Genomic DNA, 24,077 nt, shown 5'->3' on the forward strand with positions numbered 1-24,077 from the left:
CGAAATCTTAGACTTGTAGATTGGTGACTTCTTTGTAGGCGTCAACTAGTTTATTTCGAACTGCAATCATGCCTTGCAGCGAAAGGTTGGCTTTTTGCAAAGAGACGATCACATCTTCCAATGAAGTATCGGATGCGCCGGTAGAAAATGATTGGGCTTTTGCTTGGGCGCTATTTTGAGCTGTATTGACGTTCTCAATGGCATTTTTCAAAATAGCAGAGAAGTCAACTCCATTGGCGCCTTGAGTATCTGCAGCGACAGGTTTACCACTAGCTGCAGCAGCAAGCGCTTGCATCCGGGTAATCATGGCATCTACGTTTGGAGTACTCATAGTCATATTATCCAACAAAATCAATCATTAATAAAGCCAGCTTCTTTGTAGTATTTTAGTTTGTAGCGCAGTGCTCTTGCTGAAATCCCCAATATTTCTACTGCCTTGGTTCTATTGCCATCCACTTTGGCCAAAACTTTCAGAATGTGCTCACGTTCTACTGAATCAATATCTTGTCCAATTTCATCATTAATAGATGCAATATTTGTGCCACTTTTTGGGGCATCTATAGCGCTATCCAAAGCTGCATTTAAAGCCTCATGGGCCACTGGTGGCGTATCTATAGGGGCACTTTTTGCCTTTTCTAAAGAATGAATACTCATATCTTCTAGCTCTAAGTCTTCTGCCAAGATTTGGTCGCCATCTGCTAGTAATACGGCTCTTTGGACAATATTCTCTAGTTCCCGAACATTTCCTGGCCAAGAATAGGTTTGCAGCAGTTTTTTTGCCCCCTCGCTGAAGCTAAGTTGATCTCGACCAATATTGAGGCGATAGCGGGATAAAAAGAAATCAGCCAGCGGCAAGATATCCAGTGGGCGCTTAGAAAGCTCGGCTACATGGATGGGGAATACGGCTAATCGAAAGTAAAGGTCTTCCCGAAACTTGCCACTCTTAACTTGCTCTTGGAGGTTGCGATTGGTGGCCGCAATCACCCTGACATCCGCTTGAATCAATTCGGTAGAACCAATCCGTTCTACCATTTTGTCTTGTAACACCCGCAAAAGCTTCGCTTGTAAAGAGGCTGGCATTTCACCAATCTCATCTAAAAAAAGCGTGCCTTTATGGGCTTGCTCAAATTTACCAGTTTGAGCTTTGGTGGCACCAGTAAAGGAGCCTTTTTCATGCCCAAACAAAATAGATTCAAGTAAGGCATCAGGAATCGCTGCGCAGTTAATCGCTACGTACGGGCCTTTTATTCTTTTTGAATGCAGATGGATGTGACGCGCGACTAACTCTTTGCCAACTCCAGACTGACCAGTAACCAAGACGCTTGTATCTGTTGCCGCCACTCTCTCGCAGCGAGCAAACGTAGCAATGGTTTCAGGATCAGCGGCAATTAATTGATGCTCGGGCACGAGTATTTCAGAGCCAACTAGTGGCGCGTCCTTAGCAGGAGCTACCAAGGTATTTACCTTAATTGATTCTGGTTGATAGCGCGCAATGATGTCAATGAGTTGTTGTGGCACAAAGGGCTTAATTAAAAAATCTCTTGCTCCAGCACGCAAAGCTTCTACAGCCAACTTGGCGTCCGCAAAAGCAGTCATGATTACTACTGGAAGATCAGGACATTCTTTTTGAGCTATCTTGAGTAAATCCAATCCTGTCATTCCAGGTAATTTGTAATCCGTTACTAAAACTGTTTTCAGATCTGGGCGTAATAAGGGAATGACTGTTTCTGCTCTTTGGTGAGTCACAAAGTCGATCATATTCATCCGCAAAGTAACGGCAATCGCCTCTCTGAGGTCATCATCATCTTCGATCAAAATCACGGGAAATGGCTGTGGGTCGCTGGCACGCATAAGGGTTTTCTGACTTAATGATTTAAAGAGGGTTGGGCATAAGGTAGATTGATCTGGAAGATGGCACCTTGTTTAGAGTTCTCAGCGCTGATACTGCCTCGAAAGCTCTCAATGGTATTTTTTGCAATCGAAAGACCAAGTCCAGTGCCATTAGCGCTGGTGGTAGAAAAGGGTTCAAATAAGGATTTGAGCATTTCTTTGGCGATGCCTGGACCTTGGTCAGAAATCGTAATGGTTAGTATGTGTTGATCACTTGTCGCTTGCATTCTGACTGTTTGATTGGCTTTAGAAACAGCTAAAGCATTTTCGAGAATGGCAACAATGGCATTGGAGATTGCTTTAGGCTCTACCAATAAATTTCCGTTATTGACATTGTTAGCAGTGACAGATAGTTTGACTTGCTTGGCTTCAAAAAGAAACTGAATGCTAGCTTGAGCGTCTTCAATAATTTGGACCGCATTTACTAGCGTAGTCTTATTGGGTTTATTGGAAATAAAGCGCAGCATATCTTGCGAGAGCTTTTCTAAATCCAATAATTGTTTACGCAGGCGATCAGCAAATTCCTTTGAAGTATCAGCGTTGATCTGCCCGTCACAAAGATGCGATGCATATAGCAGGGCAGTTGCCAGAGGCGTTCTAAATTGATGAGCTATACCAGCAGCCATACGACCCATTGCCGCCAATCGATTTTCTCGCTGCGTTTCCTCGTGACGCAAAATATTGGTGGTGATATCTTGGATCTGAATAAAGCTACGCGGGCCTTCGTTAATACGAGCGACTTGCACAGTTTTTTGGATGCGTTTTTGGGCACCCTTTTGGGTAATGAGATATTCCCCTGGCGTGATGGAAGCTTGCCAATCGCTTGGAATTTCAAAAGTGGCCCCAGGTTTTAATTGGGGCAGAAAGATCAGCACAGCAGGGTTATGTAATAAAACGACTTCATTTTCCAGCAAGATAACCCCTGCTGGAATGGCATTTAAGAGAATCGCCAAGCGTTGGTTGGATTTTTGGAGTTCACTACTGAGTTGATTGATCTTTTCCTGAAGCGCAGTTTGTTGAGCTTCCAGTTTTTGAGATTCCGCATAAAAAATCGCAAAAGCCTCCTCGAGATGTTTGGTAGCATCTAATGAATCTTGCGGAGAAGGTAATTTGCCGGTTTTTGTACTCAAGTAACGATTTTTTAAGGGATGTGGTTTAGAGGCAATATTTGCCTCTTTTTGGTAAATATGGCTTTAGGATATCAACATTTAGGCAAAATAGGCAAAAATGTTCTATATATAGTGATATTATTATTTTTAGAATTTTCCCTGACAAGACGGAATTGATCAAAATTGAGTGAAGAAACGCAACCGGGAATACAGGAAAGCGAGCGAGATGCGGCAGTAGTCAATATTGGCTCTGTTGGCGCCTCCACCTCAGCAACTACTGTTAAAAGTCCTAGCGGTGGCGGTACAGCACTCCCCCAAAGTTTAGTAGGCCTACAAAATCGTTTTAAAGCGCTAAACGCTCAGCAGCGCCTGATTTTGTTCGCCGCAGTGTTTTTGGTGGTTGCCGTAATGGTGTTTGTTTCGGTCTCTGGAAGAAGTAAAGACGACTATCGAATCTTGTTCTCGAGTATCAATGAGCGTGACGGGGCTGCCATCGTAGCGGCATTGCAGCAGATGAACGTGCCTTACAAGTTTACTGAAGGCGGGGCAGCAATCTTAGTGCCTGAATCCGCTGTTTATGAGACCCGCCTTCGTTTAGCGGGTCAAGGGCTGCCAAAGGCCGGTAATGTTGGCTTTGAGCTGCTGGAAAACCAGAAAATGGGAACCAGCCAGTTTGTCGAGCAAGTGAATTACCAGCGTGGCCTAGAGGGTGAGTTAGCTCGTAGCATTAGCTCCTTAGCGCAAGTTAAATCCGCAAGGGTGATGCTGGCGATTCCAAAGCAAACCGCTTTTATGCGCGAGCAGGAAAAGCCCACCGCTTCCGTCATTGTGACGATGCATCCTGGAAGATTTTTAGATCCCCAGCAAGTAGCAGCTATCACGAATTTAGTGGGGTCTTCGGTTCCAAATCTGGGTCCTGCCAATGTCACTATAGTCGACTCGGAAGGCAGTTTGCTTGCGCCCAATGCTCAGCGCCTAGCCGGTTTAGACAGCACGCAACTGAAGTATGTTGCTGAGCTCGAAGGCGCACTTTCAAAGCGGGTGCAAGCGATTTTGGAACCGGTTACTGGTAAAGAAAATGTTCGAGCCCAGGTAACGGTCGATATGGATTTTGGTGAGTTAGAGAGAACCGAAGAAACCTTTGGCCGTAATTCACCACCGAATCAATCTTCGATTCGTAGCCAGCAAACCAATGAGGCTGCCACGCCAAGCTCGACAACATCAGGTGTGCCTGGCGCTCTGACAAATCAAGCGCCTGGTGCTGGGCAAGCACCGATTAATACTCAAGCGGCTGGCGGTGCAGCAGGGCCGCAAAACCTCAATGCACCCCCTACAAGTTCGGGTTCGAGTGCCAGTAATATTAAAAAAGACGCAACAATTAACTATGAGCTTGACCGAGCGATTCAGAGAATTAAGTCTGAAAAAGGGCAAGTTAGAAGAGTATCTGCTGGCGTGGTGGTGAACTATAAACAGCCCCTTGGCTTGGATAAGGATGGTAATCCTCGAAAGCCGATTCCCTACAACACTAAAGAGCTTGATCAAATCAATAACTTGGTCAGGGATGCCGTCGGTTTTTCAGAGAAGCGCGGAGACAGTGTCAGCGTTGCCAATATTCCGTTTAAGGTTGAGGTAAGTGATGAGCCCCCTTTCTATAAGCAAGCTGGGATCATTGAACTAAGCAAAGAGTTCTTCAAGTTCGCCATTATTCTAGGTTCACTCAGCCTCATGTTTTTTGGAGTTGTGCGTCCATTGCTCTTTCCTCCGAAAAAGGACGAAGTTTTGGAAGAGCAGCGTATTGAGGAAGAGTTTGACGAGAAGATTAAAGCGGAGATGGCACAAATGGATCCTCGGGCGCGTGAAAAGCGTCGTATGGAAGTTGAGTTGTTGCGTGAACGCCAGCGTGCTGCGGAAGAAGAAGAGCGGGCTAGGGCTGAGGAAGAGAAAAAACGGTCTGAGGAAGAGAAAAAACGGATCGATGAAGAGAAGAAACAAGAGTACGAGGACCTGCTTCAGTACGCTAAGGACTTTGTGGAAAATAATCCTCGAGCAGTTTCTGCTATTTTCAAAGAGTGGCTGTCTGAGGATGCGGCTAAGCAAAATGCAGGCGCAGCTGAAGCTGCCGCACCTGCCGGTTAATATGAGGAGAATCTGTTTTGGCTGATGAAGCTCCCGTAGAAAAAACGCTATCCATAGCAGATGCTCTGAAAGAGGGGGTCAAATCTGCCCCTGCTGGTGGCACGATCTCTTTCGATGATTTGGATGGTGCTTCACGTGCTGCGGTTGTCCTTTTGGCTGTTGGCGCTGAGTCTGCAGCGAATGTGATGAGGGGCATGACGCCTTTTGAGGTGCAAAGACTCTCAGGAAAGATGGCTGTAGTGCGCTCCCTAAGTAGAGACTTAGTGCTGGAGGTATTGCGGCAATTTAAGGATGTCACCGCCAACAATACGCAAGTTGCATTTGATACCGATGACTTCATGCAGAACATGCTTACCAAGGCAATGGGTGCAGAAGGCGCTTCAGATCTATTAGGCCGTCTTGAAAATACGCTTGATATGTCTGGTATCGAAACCCTCAAGCGCATGGAATCCGACGTGCTTTACGAGCTCATCAAAAATGAGCATCCACAAATTATTGCAACGGTGATGGTCTTCTTGGATCCTACTCAGGCTTCTGCCTTGCTCAAGTTATTTGCTGATGAATTACGAAACGAACTCATCTTACGTATTGCTCTATTGGAAAAAGTTCAACCTGCAGCTCTGAAAGAGTTAAACGAGGTGATGTCTCGTTCAGCAGGCCCAGACTCAGACTTCCGTCGCAGCAGCGTGGGTGGTGTAGTTCCTACCGCCGAGATTTTGAACAACCTCTCTGGTGGCTTGGATAAACAAGCCTTGGAAAACATCCGAAAATATAGCGGTGAGTTGGCCGATGCTATTCAAGAAAAGATGTTTGTCTTCGAAGACTTCTTGGAGCTTGAAGATCGTTCATTACAGACTTTAATGACAGAGGTTCCGCAGGAAACATTGATCATTGCATTAAAAGGCGCAAGTCCGAAGTTGCGCGAAAAAATCTTCAAAAATATGGCGAAGCGCTCTGCCGATACTGTGCGTGAAGATCTTGAAACAAGACCGCCTGTGAAGGTCATTGAAGTTGAGACAGCCCAAAAAGATGTCATTGCAATCGCTCGCGCCTTGAGTGAAGAAGGTCGAGTCAATATGGAGAGAGGTAAGTCCGCTGATGCCTTCCTCTGATGAGGACTCCTTGCTAACGCGATGGGAGCCACCTTCTTTTGATCCTCCTAAACCTCCTAAGCCACCTAAGGTGGCCCCGATTCATTACCCCACCGTTGAAGAAGTTGAAGCGATTCGACATGACGCTTATGAAGAAGCCTACGAGCTCGGCTCTAATGAAGGTTTTGTAGAGGGACGCACAGCTGGTTACGATGAGGGCAAGACAACTGGTTACGACGAGGGATATAAAGCAGGGTATCAAGATGCTGAACAAGAGACGCTGCGCTTGCAAAATGCTTTGGGGCAACTTTTAGAGTCGCTTGTTGGAATGCCCGAGGCAATTGCAGCACCTTTAACTCAGTTTAGTTTTGAAATTGCCTCTCGTTTGAGTGCAAACAGTTCAATGGAGCGCGCCCCCTTTGTGATGGCGGTACAAGAAGCTTTGATGCGTTTGCCGCGACCTGGTGAGAATCTCTATTTGCGTTTGCGCTCTGAAGAAGTGGATACATGGAGAAAGATTGTTGAAGACCCAGGTTTGCCATTTAATTGCACGATCTTAGTAGATGCCGATGTACGTCCTGGGCATGCTTATGTCGAGGTGAGTGGCGCTCGTATTGATGTTGGAGTTGAGGCACGCATGGCATTAGTGAGGACAGCCTTGGGTTTGGACAGCCCAGTTGCGCAAGATGACAAAGTCGTTGATCAAAAAATCACACCAAAACTTTTAGAAGATGAGTCTATTGGTGAAGCGCAGAGTACCGATGCATCCCATGCTGAAGAAGATGATCATGATGTTGTAGATGGCACCTATAGCGATTCTGAAGTGGATGTTGAAACAGATTCCAAAATAGAACCTGACGCTGATCATCCAATCAATCCTGATGATCAGGTGCAGTCATAGTGAGTGTTTTACAACCTCAGGAATTGGTAAGTCAGTTAGAGTTGCGTCGCCAACACTTGATGCAAACACCTTACTCCATTCGAGAAGGAAAACTAAAGCGCGTCTCTGGAATTGTCTTGGAGGTTGAAGGCCTGCCAATGAGTATCGGATCAGGCGCTACCATCCTGTCCGAACTAGGCGGCAAGACTTATGATGCAGAGTGCATTGGCTTTAATGGCGCAATCACTTATTTAATGCCGATTGATGCGATGGAAAATATTTCACCAGGCGCATTGGTGTATCCAGCAAATACGCCATTTAATTCTGGGGCAGGTTACATCTCCAGTAGTGTCGGTGAACCTTTGACGATTGGCGAGAGTTTGCTGGGTAGAGTAGTCGATGGCTTGGGCCGACCTATCGATGGCAAAGGATATGGTGAAAAACAATTTTCACCCATTATTCAAAGAATGTTAAATCCCTTGGATCGAACGCCCATTCATGAACCTTTGGATGTGGGTATTCAAGCGGTGAATGGTTTGTTAACAGTGGGTCGTGGTCAGCGCGTTGGAATATTTGCGGGATCTGGAGTCGGTAAAAGTGTTTTATTAGGAATGCTTGCGCGTAATTGCGTTGCTGATGTGATTGTGATTGGCCTAGTTGGTGAACGCGGTCGCGAAGTGCGCGAGTTTTGTGAAGACACCTTGGGCCCAGAATCATTTCAGCGCGCGGTGGTTGTTGCAGCGCCTGCAGATGCTTCTCCATTGGCGCGCTCAAAAGGAGCGTCGTACGCAACCGATGTGGCGATCTGGTTTCGAGATCAAGGTAAGCACGTGGTTTTGATTGTCGACTCACTCACTCGTTACGCAATGGCATTGCGTGAAATTGGCCTAAGCTTAGGAGAGGCTCCAGTAGCAAGAGGCTACCCTCCCAGCGTATTTGCACGCATGCCAGAGTTAGTTGAGCGCGTTGGAAATGGCGCCAATCCTGATGGTTCAATTACTGCTTTTTATACCGTATTACTAGAAGGTGATGACACCAATGATCCAGTTGCTGATACCGCCCGCGGTATTTTGGACGGACACTTCTTCCTTTCTAGAGAATTGGCTGATAGTGGCCACTACCCAGCCATAGATGTGGAGAAATCGATTTCTCGGGTGATGCCAAAAGTGGTATCAAAAGAGCATTTACTTTCTGCTAGAAGAATGAAGCAGTTATACAGTCGGTATATGCGGGGAAGGGACTTGGTCTCGATGGGTGCTTACATCGCAGGGAGCGATCCAGAATTGGATGCTGCTTTACAAGCTTGGCCAAAAATTCAGGCTTTCTTGCAACAAGACGCTGATGTAGCCGTTCCAATAGACCAAACAGAGATTTTGCTAGCTGAAATTAGCCCGCCCAACCTATAAAGTTTATGAATGCCATAGAACTCCTGCATCGCTTAGCCAAAATACGAGAAGATCAGGCTATGGCACGGGCAAAGCGAGTTGCTAGTCAGGTAAATCAGCAAAAAGCCTTTAAAGATCAAGTACTTGACTATGCGAAAGATTATGAAGCTCAATTACTTGCTGGTGGCAAAGGCGGATCTTCAGTGGCATTCATTCAGGATGCCAATGCCTTTAGAGAGAAGCTGCTGCATAGCGCTATAGAGATGGATGGTCAAATTCAAGGTATGACAAAGGCCTCTGAGGAAACCTTAAAAGTAGCTACTTTAGCCAGAATGCGCACTCGGGGGCTATCTAAATTAGTAGACAAAATGCACCTCGAGGCCAAAAGAAAGCAGGCTAAAGCAGAACTTAGCCAATTTGAAGATAACTTCTCAGCAAGGCTGAGTTTCAAATCTGGCACGAAAGATGCATAGTTGGTAGTGTTCCTTTTGGAGAATGCATGCCAACAGTTAGTCAAATACAGATGCGAGCATTAAATAGCCCCACTACTGAGGCTATTGCGCAACCGGGTAGTCTTGCCGGTGGCGCTACTGTGCCTGCTGGTTTTGATACTTTCTTAGCATCCTTGAACCAAAAGATGGTGGCGCGCTTGGATGGACGATCAAATTCTGATAAATCAGCGAGCCCTAAAGCGGATTTAGGCATTCTAAATATGCAAAATTTGCCACGTTTTGCAAGTCAAACAAAAGAATCTGCAAAATTTACCGATCCTATGCAGTTATTGGCCGCTCAGCTAGCTGCACAGGGCCTCATTAATCCTGCCTTAGCCCAGCCTGCGGTTGCCAGCCCATTGCTCAATGGCGGTAACGGCGTGAATGCAATAGATTCAACTACTTCGTTGTCAGGTCTAAATGTACTTAACGGACTGGGTTTAAATGGTCAAAATATCGATCCACAGCAAAGCCGATTAATTACCCAATCGCTTGCTAAAGCGATCAAAGACGCAGGCCAAGCCAACAACTTAAGCACTCAAAATTCACAAGTAACGCAATTAATGCAAATGTTGCAACAAGCTAAACCAGTGAACGCCGCTCAGGCGGGTGCCTTAGAGCAGCTAAAGGGTCTAGTAACTCAGGTAGCTCAAGCAGCCCCTCAGCAAGTAACTACCATCACGCTGACCCAAGACCAAGTCAATGCGATTCGTGATCTGGCCCAGCAAAGTAATTTGCCGTTAGCACCCCAATTGGCTAGCCTGGTGAACCCAGCAACCCAAGCAGCCTCTAACCAAGCACCGATCATCACGCTCACCCCAGAGATCGCTAGTGCGCTTCGGGACTTACAGCAACAAGCTAAACCAGTGAACGCTGCTCAGGCCGGTGCCTTAGAGCAGCTAAAGGGTCTAGTAACTCAGGTAGCTCAAGCAGCCCCTCAGCAAGTAACTACCATCACGCTGACCCAAGACCAAGTCAATGCGATTCGTGATCTGGCCCAGCAAAGTAATTTGCCGTTAGCACCCCAATTGGGCTAGCCTGGTGAACCCAGCAACCCAAGCAGCCTCTAACCAAGCACCGATCATCACGCTCACCCCAGAGATCGCTAGTGCGCTTCGGGACTTACAGCAACAAGCTAAACCAGTGAACGCTGCTCAGGCCGGTGCCTTAGAGCAGCTAAAGGGTCTAGTAACTCAGGTAGCTCAAGCAGCCCCTCAGCAAGTAACTACCATCACGCTGACCCAAGACCAAGTCAATGCGATTCGTGATCTGGCCCAGCAAAGTAATTTGCCGTTAGCACCCCAATTGGCTAGCCTGGTGAACCCAGCAACCCAAGCAGCCTCTAACCAAGCACCGATCATCACGCTCACCCCAGAGATCGCTAGTGCGCTTCGGGACTTACAGCAACAAGCTAAACCAGTGAACGCTGCTCAGGAAATGCCAAAAGCATCAACAGCAGAGCTTAATCTTGTCAATTCGACTGTTGCTACAACTCAAGCTGTAGTTGAAAAGCTCGCCACGAAGGCCCCTTCAGACAGCGGCATTCGAGCTGATAGTAAAAATGTTTCAGCTCTCAGCGCTCAAAATTCTAAAAATTCTGATAACGCTCTGACCCCCTTGTTTGCTGGCCAGATATCCAAAGAAAACATCGGCGTTGATAATTCCATTCGTCCAAGGCCAGAGTCTGACTATCAGACCAGCGAACAAGAAAAAGTGGCTGATTTAAGCGTCCAGGATGCTAATACTCTAAGCACCCCAAATAGCGGTCTTGCACGTTTAGATAATCACACACCAGAAGCTATACAAAAGTTTCAAATCAAGCAAACAGAGACCTCTCTAGTGAGTGGTCCCTTACATAGCGAGATTATGAGTGCTGCTAAGTCAGGTGGCGGTCGCATTATGTTTGAGTTAACGCCGCCAGAGCAGGGCACGATTCGGATCGACTTACGCATTAATCAAAGTGGCCAGGCCCACCTGATAGTCGAAGGTGCGAGCGACGCTACAAAATCTCGCTTAGATCAGGGCGGCCAAAATCTGAAGCAAGAGTTTGCTCAGATGGGTTTAAATCTCTCGCTAGATCTCAGGCAGGGCAATCAGTCACAACAGGCCTCAGGACAGTCCTTTGCCAATGCTCGTCAGGAATACTATGCTAAGCAGCAGAATATTGATCCGACTCCTAAAACCATGACAAGCACTGGTTTTATTGGTTCAGGTCATAATAGGAGCGCTAGCGGTACAGTGCATCTGTTCGCTTAATATCATGAAGAATAAAGGGAATAAGCATGGCTGATGAAGAACGCGTAGAGCCTACCTTAGATGTCAATGGCGGGATACCACCCCCACCTGTCGTAGAGCATGTCGAGGTTGAAGAAGAAAAGCCTAAAAGCAAAAAGATGCTATTTTTGATCATCGGATTGATAGTAGTGTTGGCTGGAGCAGTTGGCGGCTACTTTTATATGCAACATAATGCTGAGCTCAAAAGACAGCAAGAAGCTGAAGATAAACGCCCTGAAAATATTCTGAAGAAGCAATTAATGGAGCGCAAAGATAATGCCGCTCCCATTTACATTGCTCTAGACGAAATGATCGTAAACCTCCCTGGCAGAGGGGGGGAGCATTACTTGCAGACGAAGATGGTCCTCAGGACAAATGATGGATCCACTGAAGATAAAATCAAGAAGTTCATGCCCGTCATCAGAGATAAGGTGATTACGGTTTTATCCTCACGCCAAATGCAAGAGTTAGCAACAGTAGAGGGCAAAACAATGATGGCGCGTGAGGTCGCACTAGTCATTAATTCCATTATTGCGCCCCAACTCACTGCTATTTATATACTCCAGCAACAACCATCAACAGCTGATATTCAAAATCTAGAGAGAATTGGTGCTGTGCCAAAAGAAACCTCTTCAGGTCAGAAGATTACTGGTGAGGCTGCTAGGGCTGCAGCAGAATTTTGGAATGTTACGGAGATGGATCTTCCTGTTCAGGCCGTACTATTCAATACTTTTGTAATGCAGTAAAATAGCAGTTAGACAGTCCACTTAGGAAGATATGGCGACAGGAGCAATCAATGTCGAGATGAACATTGCCGCTGAAGATCAGCAGTCAATGTTCGACAAATCGAAGATTATTGCTCGTCGGCGCATGCCGACATTGGAGCTCATACACGAACGCTTTTGTCGGGCGGTACGTTTATCTCTGTTTAATATGATCCGCGCACCGATTGAGGTGCAGATGCATATGCCGAGCGTCAAAAGCTATGAGCAATTTGTGTCCGAATTTCCTGAGCGTACCAATATCAATATCGTAGGCATCCGTCCACTGCGTGGCGTAGGCTGCTGGATTGTTGATCCTGGTGTTGTGTATATCGCGATTGATAATATGTTTGGTGGTGAGGGTCGGTTGGCACCAAGGCTGGCATTACGCGAATACACACCGACGGAGTTGCGTATTATTCGTCGCCTAGTCGATGCACTGCTCAACGACTATGAGAAAGCTTGGAAAGCAGTATATGAAATTAAGTTTGACTTCATGCGCCAAGAGACTAATTTTGGGTTTGCCAAAATAACTTCACCTAGCGAGATGGTGCTGCATTCAAAATTTACTATTGAGATTAATGGCAGACCAGGTGATGTTGACCTCTGTATTCCATTCTGGGTAATGGAGCCAATCAAAGCAATCTTGTATAACAATATGCAAGGCTTTGCAAGTGAGCCAGATGAACATTGGACGAACTTATTAAACGACCAGGTTCATGAAGCCCCAGTGACTGCTGTAGCTGTATTGGCCCGTAAGCAGATGCTCTTGCGTGAAATTACCTCCTTATCAGTGGGGGATATCATCCCTATAGAAATTAATGATCCGGTTACCGTTTATGTGGATGGTTTACCAGTGATCAAGGGGCAATATGGTGTAAAAGAAGGGCGCTATTCAGTTAAAGTAAGTACGATTCAGCACCCTGCAGAATTCCTAAAGAGCCCTCTAGAGAAGGCGCGCCTTGGACCCAGCATGATGCGAAGTGCTGAAAAAGGTGAGTTATATGAGCAACTTGCTGAAAACCCTCATGTGCCTGCCACAATGCGGGCTCCTGAACCCAATCAACGAGATGTCTCAAGCGATACAATGGACCAAGTTGCGGATACACTTGAGCCCAATGAATCCATTGATCAAACAGGCTCAGCACAAGAATAAAAGAGGATCAAGATGGCTGAAAACGATAATGATTTAGCAAAAACACTGACTAGTGCTGATGTTTCTGGATCTCTTCGCAAGGCGACATTTAACAACCTAGAAGATGGCGCTAAAGCTGGCGCAGACTTTAACGATATTGATTTGGTGATGGATGTGCCGGTTCAAGTCACAGTTGAACTTGGACGTGCCAAGATGCAAATTCGCAATCTACTGAATCTAACTTATGGATCAGTGATCGAGCTAGATATCTTGGCTGGAGAGCCTCTAGAAGTCGTGGTGAATGGTTGCCTAGTGGCTCAAGGTGAGGTAGTGATTGTGAATGATCGCTATGGTATTCGCTTGACTGATATTGTGACTCCCGCAGAGCGTCTGCGTAAAATTAATCGCTGATCCTAAATGGGTACCTCAGTTGGAGGCATGTTGCTTTTTTCATTCATTTGGCTGGCACTAGCGGCCGCACTTATTTGGGTTGTTGCGTATTTAGTTAAGCGGGACTCCGCAGTCCGTGCAAGCAATCCCCACGTCATGATTTTGGCTCAACAGGCTTTAGGCCCAAGAGAGCGAGTGATCATTGTGAATGTACTCAATCGCATCTTGGTGATTGGCCATACACCTACTCAAATTAATCTGTTGACCGAACTAGACCCAGAAGATGTGGCCCATTTAAAGCCGCAGCCTAGTAATGTTGATTTTGCAAATCAGTTAAGGCAGCTGGTTAAGAGGAATATCGGTTGAAAAATAGAATCACCTTCCTCATGAGCGGAGTGATAGGGCTTTTGGGACTGTTCCCATTAATAGCATGGAGTCAGACTCTACCCCTCGTAACCGCTAAGCAGGCTGGTAGTGGCACACTATATTCCGTACCAGTTGAAACAGTATTAGCTATTACTGCACTCAGTTTTCTGCCAGCCGCCCTAGTACTAATGACCAGCTTTACAAGAATCATCATTGTATTTTCTTTATTACGCCAAGCTCTAGGTTTAACGACGATGCCACCTAATATTGTTTTAATTGGGCTCTCACTGTTTCTGACTTTATTCATTATGAATCCCGTCTTTGACTCGATTTATAAAACTGCATATCAGCCTTACTCAACAGGAAAGATGGGATTTCCTCAAGCGGTTGAGGTTGGCGCAAAGCCCTTAAAAGAGTTTATGTTGAAGCAAACTCGTAAGGATGACTTGAACTTATTCATGAAGATGTACGGTAAAGAAATCCAAGCACGCGAAGATGTTCCGTTCACTGTCTTAATTCCAGCGTTTGCGATTTCAGAAATAAAGACTGGTTTTTTAATTGGCTTTGTAATCTTCCTACCCTTTTTGGTAATTGATTTTGCAGTGGCTAGTATCCTGACCTCCCTCGGTATGGTGATGGTTTCGCCGATGATGTTTTCTTTGCCGATCAAATTAATTGTGTTTACCTTGGCAGATGGATGGGCCTTGCTCTCTACCTCATTAGTACAAAGCTACATTAATTAATTACCATGGAGAGCGGAGTCATTCTCGATTTGGTATATCAGGCATTGAGAATGGCAGCAGTGTTAGCAGGACCTGTACTAATGGCATTACTGGTAGTTGGATTAATTATTGGCATTTTGCAAGCAGCCACCTCTGTTAATGAATCTACTGTTGCATTCGTTCCAAAACTCATTGTGTTTGCTGCCGTCATTGTCATCATCGGGCCGGTTAGTCTATCTTTATTTACAGACTACATTAAAGAACTCTTTGCCCGCATACCAGGTTTAGTGAATTAATTTATGTTGACCATTACCGGTCTTCAAATTGAGCAATATATGGCAATCTTTATGTTTGCCTCGCTAAGGGTTTTTGGGTTGTTTTTAACGTCTCCCATGTTTGCGATGCGGTCAGTACCGATGCAGTTTCGTTTATTTATTGCTTTAGCATTTGGTATTTATGTGATGCCAATACTGGGGACCGATAAAATTCCTTACCCAGGTGAAATTACTTTTTTTGCTTCTGCAATTGAGTTGGCGATTGGCGCCTTCATTGGCTTTGCGGTCCGTGTAGCATTTATGGTGATAGATATAGCAGCAGAGGTGCTCTCTTTTTTATCGGGCTTTAGCTTTGCCTCCTCTAGCTTTCGGGATCCCACATTAGATTCAGGCTTAGTTGCCCAGTTTATGGGTTTAGTCGTATTAGCGCTGGCTTTTTCGCTCAATGTTCATTTAGTGTTAATTGATATTGTGTTGACCAGCTTTAAGACAGTACCATTAGGTGTATGGCCTCAATCCTGGACATCTAAAGGATTGGTGGATTTATTTTCTGCCTCATTTCGATTGGGCTTAATTTTATCAATGCCAGTACTATTGGTTTATACAATGTTTAATTTAACGCAAGCATTTTTGGGAAGAACTAGCCCACAGATGAATTTATTTTCAATCGGTTTTGCAGTAAGCATACCGCTAGCCTTTTTGGTCTTCTTCATGATTTTGCCTGATCTACAAATTATTTTGGAGCGTTCGCTTGAGAACCCTTTACAACTTATTCGACAAGGTGTGGAGCTGCCTAATGCACAATAAGTTCAATATGAAATCCTTGATGCATTTTGCAGGCCCTACTTTATTGATTATTGCTAGCTTTTCTGCGGGTGGTCAGAGTATTAATGTATCCGATCAAGCAACATCACAAGCAGGCTCAATTGAAATAGTCATTAGTCCAAAAGAACAGATTGCCATACAGCAGAATTCGCTGAATCAATCCCTCGATCCTTTGGATGATTGCGATAGAAAATTTCCTTTTCCAGTTACTGCAGAGAAGAGCAACCCATACAGTGACAAGGGTGCTGATGTATGCAAGAAGCTAAAAATTCGCGGGCAGCGCATGCAATGTGAAGTGGATGCACTACTAGAAGAAAAGCCTGTATCCAACACCACGGGTGCCAAAATTGAGCTAGCTGCTTGGTCTCGTTGCAACAGTAAGGTGGCTAATTTGCTAATTGAGGGCTATTACTTGCCTGCTAGCGAAATTGAAAGAAGATTACAAATTTGTAGCTCAAACTACTATGCTGATCCCGGTAAGCTTCCCAAGCTTGGATGGTATCAGCGCTTTTTAAGGTGGTATACCAGTAATGATTTGACACCACCACCAACCGATGCGGCTCTTGAGGTGGCATTAAAACAATCAACACCGCTAGATAGCCGACAAGATAGTGCGGGCTTAATGAAGTGTGAGTGGATGTTTGATATTAGTCGTACCCCTCAGGTGGATCCCTTGCCAATCACTAGCAATAGTAGTGTTGAGTCTAGGCCTACCCCAAAAGCTCCGGCTAAAAAGTCTACCAAGAAGTAAGCCCCTTTTTTATTGCGGGCTAAGTAGCCTTTTAGTGCCCTGAAGAGGCAAAGTAGGGCAATATTCCGCCTTTTAAGGTCGACCATTAAGGTTAGCCGATAAAGCGGCTGAATATATATTTATCCATTTTCTTAAACGAAATGGCAAATGTTTCCGTAAGCGGACTCATGATGAATAGAATCTTCAACCCTATTGCTATGGCAACTTCTGCCATCTTCCTTTTGTTGCTTAGTCAGCCAGTAATGGCGTCTGACCAAGCTCCAGCAGCTACGCCTGCGGAAAAGTCAGCTGATAAAGCCAAGGTGACAGTCTCCCCAGGCCCATCCAGTGATGAAGAGATGAGCAAGGCCCTGACTAATAAAATTAGCAAAGGATCTGGTGATATTGTGATTCGTAGCAGCGATCTTTCTGTTGCAGGTAATGCACCGCTCTCTCCAGAAGTTAAACCTAAACCTGCAGCTAAAGCACCCGCCAAGCCTTCCGTAAAAGAAGCGCATAGCCATCATTGGTCATATTTTGATGGGCCTGGCGGTCCAGATGACTGGGGTAATTTAGGTAAAGAAAACTTGGCCTGCCTAAAGGGTAAGACGCAATCACCAATCAATATTAATATTGACAGAGCAGTCAAAGCCGAATTAAACCCTCTAGAATTTCTTTACAGAGCATCGCCCTTATCCATTCTCGATAATGGACATACCATTATGGTGAACTACGGCGAGGGTAGTAATCTGATGGTCGATGATAGGCAATATCGATTGATTCAGTTCCACTTTCATAAGCCAAGTGAAGAGGCGATTAATGGTGAGCGCACCGATATGGTGGCGCACTTGGTGCATCAACACCACGACGGTAGCTTGGCGGTTGTTGCCGTGTTAATGAGTACTGTAAAACCAGCGGCACTCAAAAAATATTGGTGGGGTGACGATTCTACTCAAGAGAATGCTTTAATTAACACTCTCTGGAATAAGGTTCCATTAGTCAAAGGCAAGACTGAGAATCCTGGGGTCATGATTGACATCAATCAAATGTTGCCAGCGGACAAAAGCTATTTCACCTATATGGGATCTTTGACAACGCCACCATGTAGTGAAAACGTGCTTTGGCTTGTTCTAAAAAATCCTATTTATGTAAGTGAGGCACAAGTAAAGAATTTTGACCGTATGTACCCTATGAATGCGCGACCGTTGCAGCCTAAAGGTGATCGTTTGGTTAAAGAAACTAAAGACCGTTAATTTAGCTACGCACTCATAGCCAATCATATAAAGAGCCTGTTAATGCGCACTAATAATCAAAAATCTACAAAAGCGGGGGGCAATTTGAGTTTGGTTTCTAGCCAAGCTCAGGCTCCTGAGCAAGTAGCGCAGATCCAAGATTTGTTTGAGCAAGGTATTGTTTGTCATCGCACTGGTAGGCTAAAAGAGGCTCAAGATTTATATGAGCAAACATTATTAGCTCAACCTGATCACGTTGATGCGATGCATTTACTTGGTTTGATTGCTTATGAAACGGCTAATTTTGATCTTGCAGAGCATTTGATGCAAGGGGCGATTACGCTCAATCCTAATAACTCTTCATATCATTCGAATTTAGGGAATGTCTTAAAAGCAAAGCAAAAATACGATGCTGCTATTGTTAGTTACGATAGCGCAATTCAATTAACGCCAAACTCTACCTATACTTACTACAACCGTGGTAATACCCTGCATATTCAGAAGAGACTAGAAGATGCGGTAGCTAGTTTTGACCAAGCGATTGCTATTTCCACTGATTTTGCAGAGGCCTACAACAATCGTGGCAATGCTTTAAAAGATCTCAAGAAATTTGATCAGGCGATTGCAAGCTATATTGCAGCTATTCAGATCAAACCAGAATATGCCGAAGCCTATAATAATCTTGGCAATGCTTTAAAAGATATCAAAAAATTTGATGAAGCAATTGGAAGTTACTCCACGGCTATACAAATCAAACCAGACTATGCCGAAGCCTATAACAATCTTGGTAATGCTTTAAAAGAGCAAAGACAAATCGATAAAGCAATCCAGAGCTATAGTCGAGCGATTGATTTAAAGCCTGATTGTTTCGAGGCATTTAACAATCGTGGTAATGGCTTAAAAGAATTAAAGCAATTAAGCGGTGCTATCGCAAGCTATGACAAAGCCATTGAAATCAATCCTAGCTTTGCTGAAGCCTATTGGAATAAGAGTTTAGCGTTATTGCTCGGCGGTGATTACATTAATGGTTGGAAATTTTACGAGTGGCGTTGGCAAAGAGATGTATTTGTTCCGCTTAAAAGAGATTTTCCTCAACCGTTGTGGCTTGGCACTCCCTCTTTATTAAATAAGTCGATCTTATTGTATGGAGAGCAAGGTTTAGGAGATACGATTCAATTTATTCGTTATGCCAAGTTAGTTTCTGATTTGGGCGCAAATGTGATTGTAGAAGTTCAAAAGCCCCTCATTACCTTGCTGGCAGATTTGGATGGTATTGCATTAGCCACTTACAAAGGTGAAAAACTTCCTGAGTTTGATTTCCAGTGCCCCCTCATGAGTTTGCCATTTGCATTTAAAACCACTGTCGATACAATCCCCACGCGCAATCCTTATCTCTTTGGCGATATAGCTAAAATTGCGTTTTGGGAAGCCAAGTTGGGACCTAAAATTAAGCCGCGTGTTGGGCTGGCTTGGAGTGGTAACCGTAGTCATAAAAATGACCATAATCGCAGCATTTCTTTAAAACAGTTGTTGTTATATCTGCCAGATAATTGCCAATACATTAGCCTGCAAAAAGGCGCCACTTTCGATGATGGCAGAACATTACAGGCTAATCCCCAAGTTTTGAATTTTGCCGATGAATTGCACGACTTTAGTGACACAGCCGCTTTAACTGAGTTATTGGATTGCGTGGTCACTGTAGATACCAGCGTGGCACACCTTGCAGCCGCTTTGGGCAGGAAAACTTGGATACTTCTCCCCAATGATCCGGATTGGCGTTGGCTGCTAAATCGAGAAGATAGTCCTTGGTATCCAACGGTCAAGCTCTTCAGACAGCCAGTTCCTGGCGATTGGTTTACTGTATTCACTAGAGTCCGAGAAGATTTATTGACTTTAAAGTGAGTAGCTGCTCACTAAGTCTCGACTCAGCATGGATTGAGCGAGCACTCAAAGCTTAAAATCATATAGCGGTATCACTAAGGGCAGGGATTACCTACTGCACTGCATCAATACCGGCAAAAATTGCCTCTATCTGTCCTAACTATGCATTTTTAATCAAAAAATAGTCTTTTGGGATCAATGGAGCGGTAAATGAACGCCGGACATTTCAAATTCCTAGCAATACTCTAAAACTGGCACGCTCTTTGCATATCAATTACTGAGGATTTTCCCCTCAGGTATGTCATTCCCAATTAGGGAGGAGCAGAAATGAATGCAGTGCCGCAATACGACCCATTAAGTTTTGGCGAAACCGCGCTGAAGTTGCGCACCTTTCGCCAACAAATTTTGGGTAACAATTTGGCAAACTCGGATACCCCTGGCTTTAAGGCTAGAGATATTCGCTTTGCAGACGTATTGAAGGCTCAGATGGAAGGTGCATCACCATCAATGGACGTATCTATGGTGAGAACACATGCAGGACATATTGAAGGAATAATTACAAAAGAAGACCCGCGTTTACTGTATCGCGTGCCAAATCAGCCATCTAAAGATGGCAATACAGTCGATGGTGACGTTGAGCTTAGCGAATTTACAAAAAACTCAGTATTTACTGAGTCAGCATTAAGTCTATTAAGTAGTACATTGCGCTCACGAATGTCTGCTATTACTGGTCAAGCATCATGAGTTTATTAGCCACCTTTAATATTGGCTCTTCGGCATTGACGGCGCAAGCAATGCGTCTGAATACTACCGCCTCCAATATTGCCAACGCGGAGAGTATGTCTGGTCCAGATGGACGCCCCTATCGCGCACGCCAGGTGGAATTTAATGCGATTACTAGTCCCAATTCACCGGGTGCTGGTGTTGCCGTTAGCAAAATTATTGAAAGTGACGCCCCACTACGGATGGAATATCGTCCAGGCCATCCCAAGGCTAACGGTGCAGGCTATGTAGAGATGCCTAACGTGAATCCGGTTGAAGAGATGGTCAACATGATTTCAGCATCTCGTTCTTACCAAATGAATATTGAAGCCATGAATGTTACGCGTCAGTTGATGTTAAAGACCTTAGATTTAGGTCGCTAGAATTTTTTGAAATAAATAAAGAGCCGAGGAAGATATGACAACGACAGGACCAATGAGTAATATCCCTGTTTACGATCCAAACGTAGCAGCAAGTGCTGCTGCTAGTTCGTCTACTGGAACTTCTGCAACGGATCAAACTCAGAACTTTTTAAAGTTATTAATAGCGCAAATCAAAAATCAAGATCCAATGGCACCGATGGATGCCTCAACCATGACAGCGCAAATGTCTCAGCTCAATATGGTGACGAGCATGAGCAATATGAACACCTCCATGACAGCCATGCTCAATCAAATGCAAAGCGTGAATTTTATGAATCAGGCTGCACTAATTGGCCATAGTCCAGTTGTAGCAGGAAATGGTATTGCCTTTGATGGAGCAAGCGAAGTCATTTTGGGAGCTAATTCAGCAAATCCTTTGACTTCTGTAATGGCAACTATTACAGATGCTAGTGGCAACGTAATTAATAGCACTAGCCTTGGCAACATAGTTGCAGGAATGAAAAATTTTGCATGGGATGGTGTGGACGCAGATGGTAACCGAGTTGCCGCAGGAAGCTACAGCATCAGTATTAGTGGTACCAATGCTGCGGGAGCAACAGAGTCTCCAACAGTATATGTAGCATCACCTGTAGCAGCTGTCAGTAAGGGCACTAATGGCGACTCACTACTCACTTTAGTCGATGGAAGACAGATAAACGCATCAACAGTCCAGCAGTGGATCAGTTAACTCAATTAAAAAATTAAGCTAGGGAGCAAAAAATGGGATATGGAATCGGATTAGCAGGTTTAAACTCAACAGCACAAGCTATTGACGTGGTTAGTAATGACATCGCAAACGCACAAACCGTCGGCTTTAAATCCGCACAGTTTGTCTTTGCAGATATGTATTTCCAGGCAAATGATGCTCAGGCGAAAGATCGTGTAGGCATGGGATCTCAGCAACAGGCTATCAGAAGAGACCAGTCCTATGGAACACTGCAAACTACACAAAATCCACTTGACTTAGCAATTACTGGCCCAGGTATGTTTATGCTGGCTAAAAATGTAATCGGAACGGTTCCAACCGAAAGTCCAAGTAAGTTTGAATATACCCGTAACGGTCAATTTGGAACCGATAGCCAAAATCGAATCGTGAATCAAAGCGGTTTATTACTGGTGGGTTATCCAGCTGATACGGCCGGTAATATCATCGCTGGCGCAAAGTCAACGATGATATTAGATCCACAACCTCTTCCATCACAGCCAACGATCAATTCAAAGCTAGATCTGAACTTGGATACGAGAAATCCAGCAATGGATATTCGCTTTGATCCAACCAATAGCATTACTTATAGTCAAGCAACATCACAAACGATTTATGACCAAAATGGTAATGGTCATATTTTAAGTTTATTCTACAAGCGAATTTCATCTCAGCCTTTGAATTTAACTCTGGGGCTAGACGGCGCATATAGTTACAACCCAACACAGCAGTTAGAGGCTCCCGTTTCTGGTACGCCAGCTGCAAGTTTTGATGCGACAACCCAGCGGCCTAAGAATGAGCAGATGAGTGTGATCGCTAGTACTTATAAAGGTGAAGATAGTAAATATACAGTGGCTACTACTGGCGCAACTGCTGGAGTAAAAACACTTACGGTTGGTTCAGCTAATACGGAAAAAGTATCCGTCGTAGGAGCTCAAAAAACTTTGACTGGGGGTACCTTAGGAGCAGTAGGCTCAACCTATGATTTGAGGTTAGCGGATGGTACTCATATTCCAATTAAGCAAACTGTAGCTTATGTGGCACCTCAACCTGCACCTGCAAACCCAGTAGTTGCAGAAGTACTGGAGGTATTTCAGGCAACTACTGATCGATTTGAAGTCTACTCAACGATTGATGGTAACAAAGTTGGCCACAATCCAGATGCAAACAAGGATGGCGATGTAAGTTTTAGAAAGGCAAGTGATGGCGCTCTGAATACACAGCAAATGTCAATTGGTACAATGGCCTTCTTAGGTGGTGTAAATATCGATACCCTCGCAACAGGCGCTGATGGGAAACCTGCAAATTTTGCAGCAAGCAGTTTTAAGCTCAATGCATTAAGTGCTTCTCCATCAGCTGCATATGGACGAACAAATCAAAACGGAATTATGCAATTCACGATTGAGAGTAACATCTCGACAGCGTTAACTGCGCCTACCCAAACGTATGCTAATTCCCAAGATGGACATACCGTATCGAATCTATCTGGTTATTCAATTGATGGTTCTGGTAAGTTAATAGCAACTTATGACAACGGTGTACAGGCAGTTAAAGGTCAGCTCATTTTGGCCCAATTTAAAAACCTAGATGGTTTGATGCCAAATGGTAGCAATACCTTTGCTGCAACAAGTGCATCAGGTGATCCGATTTTAAGTGCTCCTGGTACTGGATTATTAGGTCAGGTGCGCTCGAAATCATTGGAAGCTTCAAACGTAGACTTGACTGCAGAGTTGGTCCAATTGATGGTATTACAAAGACAATACTCCGCTACTTCTCAGGCATTAAAACTCCAAGCAGCGACTATTGTTGATGATGCTATCAATATGAGCCGATAAGCAGTAAGCACTAATCTATGATTAACCGATACGCTTACACTTCAATGACAGGGGCAACAGCCGCAACGCAACAGTTGGCTGTTACCTCTAACAATCTGGCTAATGGTTTGACGCCAGGTTTCAGAGAAGTCATCAGCGCTTTTCGGGCTGTACCGTTAAAGGGTGATGGTGAGCCCTTTACCGGTAATGGTGCAGATACTAGAGTATTTACAGTTGAAACTACGCCAGCAAGTAACTTTACCGGCGGACAAATACAAACAACCTCCAATCCTTTAGATGTAGCGATTAAAGGCGATGGATTTTTTGCAGTACGTCGTCCGGATGGAAAAGAAGCATATACCCGCGCCGGTAAGTTCATGGTTAATGATCAAGGAATTTTGAGTGTTGGCAAGGAAATACCAGTAGTGGGTGAGGGCGGGAGTATCACCATTCCAACTGGCTCTACATTGCAAATTGCAGAGGATGGCTCTGTTTACACTCAATTACCAGGAACACAGTATCTCAATCAAGTTGGCAAATTAAAGCTAGTGAATCCTAATACTAATAATTTGGTACGCGGAGAAGATGGTTTGTTTGATCTGCCAGGTGAACAGGCAGCTGCTGATCAACGCGTTAAGGTAGTGCAAGGCGCCTTTGAATTGAGTAACGTGAATCCAACGATGGCAATGGTACAGATGATCACTCAAAATCGACTATTTGATTTAAATACTCGATCAATTACCTTAGCTGATCAAAACTCTAGATCAGCAACAACACTATTATCACTATCACGTAGCTAATAG

Annotated in this window: 25 protein-coding genes; 22 read left to right on the forward strand and 3 right to left on the reverse strand. The window is 44.7% G+C overall.

Going from position 1 to position 24,077, the window contains the following annotated elements; all coding sequences use genetic code 11:
• Positions 1 to 7 precede the first annotated feature (7 nt).
• Genes fliE through C2758_RS02185 form a run of 3 tightly spaced genes read right to left on the reverse strand, consistent with a single transcriptional unit; the run spans position 8 to position 3,020 of the window.
• Complete coding sequence (fliE, locus tag C2758_RS02175; RefSeq protein ID WP_215329106.1) at positions 8 to 331, reverse strand: flagellar hook-basal body complex protein FliE; 324 nt, start codon at positions 329 to 331, stop codon at positions 8 to 10.
• Between the two features lie 20 nt (positions 332 to 351).
• A complete protein-coding gene (locus C2758_RS02180; protein ID WP_215329108.1) occupies positions 352 to 1,851 on the reverse strand; it encodes a sigma-54 dependent transcriptional regulator in 1,500 nt (499 codons plus the stop codon).
• 14 nt (positions 1,852 to 1,865) lie between these two features.
• A complete protein-coding gene (locus tag C2758_RS02185) occupies positions 1,866 to 3,020 on the reverse strand; it encodes a PAS domain-containing sensor histidine kinase (RefSeq protein WP_215329110.1) in 1,155 nt (384 codons plus the stop codon).
• Between the two features lie 162 nt (positions 3,021 to 3,182).
• Between C2758_RS02185 and fliF the strand changes: the two genes are divergently transcribed.
• From fliF to C2758_RS02295, 22 genes are all read left to right on the forward strand, one after another.
• A complete protein-coding gene (fliF, locus tag C2758_RS02190) occupies positions 3,183 to 5,135 on the forward strand; it encodes a flagellar basal-body MS-ring/collar protein FliF (RefSeq protein ID WP_215329112.1) in 1,953 nt (650 codons plus the stop codon).
• Positions 5,136 to 5,152: 17 nt separating this feature from the next.
• A complete protein-coding gene (gene fliG / locus C2758_RS02195; RefSeq protein WP_215305962.1) occupies positions 5,153 to 6,247 on the forward strand; it encodes a flagellar motor switch protein FliG in 1,095 nt (364 codons plus the stop codon).
• Positions 6,234 to 7,127, forward strand: a complete 894-nt coding sequence (locus C2758_RS02200) for a FliH/SctL family protein (protein WP_215329114.1) — start codon at positions 6,234 to 6,236, stop codon at positions 7,125 to 7,127. The genes fliG and C2758_RS02200 overlap by 14 nt, the downstream gene beginning before the upstream one ends.
• On the forward strand, positions 7,127 to 8,512 hold the full coding sequence (locus C2758_RS02205; protein ID WP_215329116.1) for a FliI/YscN family ATPase: 1,386 nt from the start codon (positions 7,127 to 7,129) through the stop codon (positions 8,510 to 8,512). Before C2758_RS02200 ends, C2758_RS02205 begins: the two co-directional genes overlap by 1 nt.
• A 5-nt stretch (positions 8,513 to 8,517) precedes the next feature.
• Entirely contained in the window at positions 8,518 to 8,964 is a 447-nt protein-coding gene (locus C2758_RS02210; RefSeq protein WP_215305965.1) for a flagellar export protein FliJ, read from the forward strand.
• 26 nt (positions 8,965 to 8,990) lie between these two features.
• Entirely contained in the window at positions 8,991 to 10,019 is a 1,029-nt protein-coding gene (locus C2758_RS02215) for a hypothetical protein (protein WP_215329126.1), read from the forward strand.
• Between the two features lie 4 nt (positions 10,020 to 10,023).
• The gene (locus tag C2758_RS02220; RefSeq protein WP_215329128.1) at positions 10,024 to 11,238 is read left to right on the forward strand and encodes a flagellar hook-length control protein FliK; all 1,215 of its coding nucleotides are present in this window, start codon (positions 10,024 to 10,026) and stop codon (positions 11,236 to 11,238) included.
• 26 nt (positions 11,239 to 11,264) lie between these two features.
• Positions 11,265 to 12,002, forward strand: a complete 738-nt coding sequence (gene fliL, locus C2758_RS02225) for a flagellar basal body-associated protein FliL (RefSeq protein ID WP_215329130.1) — start codon at positions 11,265 to 11,267, stop codon at positions 12,000 to 12,002.
• Between the two features lie 31 nt (positions 12,003 to 12,033).
• On the forward strand, positions 12,034 to 13,173 hold the full coding sequence (gene fliM, locus C2758_RS02230) for a flagellar motor switch protein FliM (RefSeq protein ID WP_215329140.1): 1,140 nt from the start codon (positions 12,034 to 12,036) through the stop codon (positions 13,171 to 13,173).
• Positions 13,174 to 13,185: 12 nt separating this feature from the next.
• Entirely contained in the window at positions 13,186 to 13,563 is a 378-nt protein-coding gene (gene fliN / locus C2758_RS02235; RefSeq protein WP_215329142.1) for a flagellar motor switch protein FliN, read from the forward strand.
• Between the two features lie 27 nt (positions 13,564 to 13,590).
• The gene (fliO, locus tag C2758_RS02240; RefSeq protein WP_215329145.1) at positions 13,591 to 13,908 is read left to right on the forward strand and encodes a flagellar biosynthetic protein FliO; all 318 of its coding nucleotides are present in this window, start codon (positions 13,591 to 13,593) and stop codon (positions 13,906 to 13,908) included.
• Positions 13,905 to 14,651 carry a flagellar type III secretion system pore protein FliP gene (gene fliP, locus C2758_RS02245; RefSeq protein WP_371817706.1) on the forward strand — a complete coding sequence of 249 codons (747 nt, stop codon included), beginning with the start codon at positions 13,905 to 13,907 and terminating at the stop codon, positions 14,649 to 14,651. Before fliO ends, fliP begins: the two co-directional genes overlap by 4 nt.
• A gap of 5 nt (positions 14,652 to 14,656) precedes the next feature.
• The gene (locus C2758_RS02250) at positions 14,657 to 14,926 is read left to right on the forward strand and encodes a flagellar biosynthetic protein FliQ (RefSeq protein ID WP_215305976.1); all 270 of its coding nucleotides are present in this window, start codon (positions 14,657 to 14,659) and stop codon (positions 14,924 to 14,926) included.
• A gap of 3 nt (positions 14,927 to 14,929) precedes the next feature.
• Positions 14,930 to 15,712 carry a flagellar biosynthetic protein FliR gene (locus C2758_RS02255; protein ID WP_215329147.1) on the forward strand — a complete coding sequence of 261 codons (783 nt, stop codon included), beginning with the start codon at positions 14,930 to 14,932 and terminating at the stop codon, positions 15,710 to 15,712.
• A gap of 7 nt (positions 15,713 to 15,719) precedes the next feature.
• The gene (locus C2758_RS02260; RefSeq protein ID WP_215329149.1) at positions 15,720 to 16,481 is read left to right on the forward strand and encodes a hypothetical protein; all 762 of its coding nucleotides are present in this window, start codon (positions 15,720 to 15,722) and stop codon (positions 16,479 to 16,481) included.
• A 167-nt stretch (positions 16,482 to 16,648) separates the two neighbouring features.
• A complete protein-coding gene (locus C2758_RS02265; protein WP_215329151.1) occupies positions 16,649 to 17,713 on the forward strand; it encodes a carbonic anhydrase in 1,065 nt (354 codons plus the stop codon).
• A 42-nt stretch (positions 17,714 to 17,755) separates the two neighbouring features.
• Entirely contained in the window at positions 17,756 to 19,594 is a 1,839-nt protein-coding gene (locus C2758_RS02270; protein ID WP_215329153.1) for a tetratricopeptide repeat protein, read from the forward strand.
• Positions 19,595 to 19,900: 306 nt separating this feature from the next.
• Complete coding sequence (flgB, locus tag C2758_RS02275; RefSeq protein WP_215309348.1) at positions 19,901 to 20,317, forward strand: flagellar basal body rod protein FlgB; 417 nt, start codon at positions 19,901 to 19,903, stop codon at positions 20,315 to 20,317.
• Complete coding sequence (flgC, locus tag C2758_RS02280) at positions 20,311 to 20,718, forward strand: flagellar basal body rod protein FlgC (RefSeq protein WP_215310291.1); 408 nt, start codon at positions 20,311 to 20,313, stop codon at positions 20,716 to 20,718. Before flgB ends, flgC begins: the two co-directional genes overlap by 7 nt.
• A 34-nt stretch (positions 20,719 to 20,752) precedes the next feature.
• A complete protein-coding gene (locus C2758_RS02285; RefSeq protein WP_215329155.1) occupies positions 20,753 to 21,445 on the forward strand; it encodes a flagellar hook assembly protein FlgD in 693 nt (230 codons plus the stop codon).
• A 32-nt stretch (positions 21,446 to 21,477) separates the two neighbouring features.
• Positions 21,478 to 23,295, forward strand: a complete 1,818-nt coding sequence (locus C2758_RS02290) for a flagellar hook-basal body complex protein (protein ID WP_215329157.1) — start codon at positions 21,478 to 21,480, stop codon at positions 23,293 to 23,295.
• Between the two features lie 17 nt (positions 23,296 to 23,312).
• Positions 23,313 to 24,074, forward strand: coding sequence for a flagellar basal body rod protein FlgF (locus C2758_RS02295; protein ID WP_215329159.1), 762 nt, complete (start codon positions 23,313 to 23,315; stop codon positions 24,072 to 24,074).
• Positions 24,075 to 24,077 lie beyond the last annotated feature (3 nt).

It is taken from the genome of Polynucleobacter sp. AP-Sving-400A-A2 (assembly GCF_018688155.1).
Taxonomy (GTDB): domain Bacteria; phylum Pseudomonadota; class Gammaproteobacteria; order Burkholderiales; family Burkholderiaceae; genus Polynucleobacter.

Coding starts and splice junctions, on each gene's coding strand:
- C2758_RS02290 (WP_215329157.1), top strand. CDS start 21,478: ATGGGATATGGAATCGGATTAGCAGGTTTAAACTCAACAGCACAAGCT.
- C2758_RS02285 (WP_215329155.1), top strand. CDS start 20,753: ATGACAACGACAGGACCAATGAGTAATATCCCTGTTTACGATCCAAAC.
- fliN (WP_215329142.1), top strand. CDS start 13,186: ATGGCTGAAAACGATAATGATTTAGCAAAAACACTGACTAGTGCTGAT.
- C2758_RS02200 (WP_215329114.1), top strand. CDS start 6,234: ATGCCTTCCTCTGATGAGGACTCCTTGCTAACGCGATGGGAGCCACCT.
- C2758_RS02270 (WP_215329153.1), top strand. CDS start 17,756: ATGCGCACTAATAATCAAAAATCTACAAAAGCGGGGGGCAATTTGAGT.
- C2758_RS02260 (WP_215329149.1), top strand. CDS start 15,720: ATGAAATCCTTGATGCATTTTGCAGGCCCTACTTTATTGATTATTGCT.
- flgB (WP_215309348.1), top strand. CDS start 19,901: ATGAATGCAGTGCCGCAATACGACCCATTAAGTTTTGGCGAAACCGCG.
- fliO (WP_215329145.1), top strand. CDS start 13,591: ATGTTGCTTTTTTCATTCATTTGGCTGGCACTAGCGGCCGCACTTATT.
- C2758_RS02265 (WP_215329151.1), top strand. CDS start 16,649: ATGATGAATAGAATCTTCAACCCTATTGCTATGGCAACTTCTGCCATC.
- C2758_RS02295 (WP_215329159.1), top strand. CDS start 23,313: ATGATTAACCGATACGCTTACACTTCAATGACAGGGGCAACAGCCGCA.
- fliM (WP_215329140.1), top strand. CDS start 12,034: ATGGCGACAGGAGCAATCAATGTCGAGATGAACATTGCCGCTGAAGAT.
- C2758_RS02250 (WP_215305976.1), top strand. CDS start 14,657: ATGGAGAGCGGAGTCATTCTCGATTTGGTATATCAGGCATTGAGAATG.
- C2758_RS02255 (WP_215329147.1), top strand. CDS start 14,930: ATGTTGACCATTACCGGTCTTCAAATTGAGCAATATATGGCAATCTTT.
- C2758_RS02180 (WP_215329108.1), bottom strand. CDS start 1,851: ATGCGTGCCAGCGACCCACAGCCATTTCCCGTGATTTTGATCGAAGAT.
- fliL (WP_215329130.1), top strand. CDS start 11,265: ATGGCTGATGAAGAACGCGTAGAGCCTACCTTAGATGTCAATGGCGGG.
- C2758_RS02215 (WP_215329126.1), top strand. CDS start 8,991: ATGCCAACAGTTAGTCAAATACAGATGCGAGCATTAAATAGCCCCACT.
- fliE (WP_215329106.1), bottom strand. CDS start 331: ATGAGTACTCCAAACGTAGATGCCATGATTACCCGGATGCAAGCGCTT.
- C2758_RS02210 (WP_215305965.1), top strand. CDS start 8,518: ATGAATGCCATAGAACTCCTGCATCGCTTAGCCAAAATACGAGAAGAT.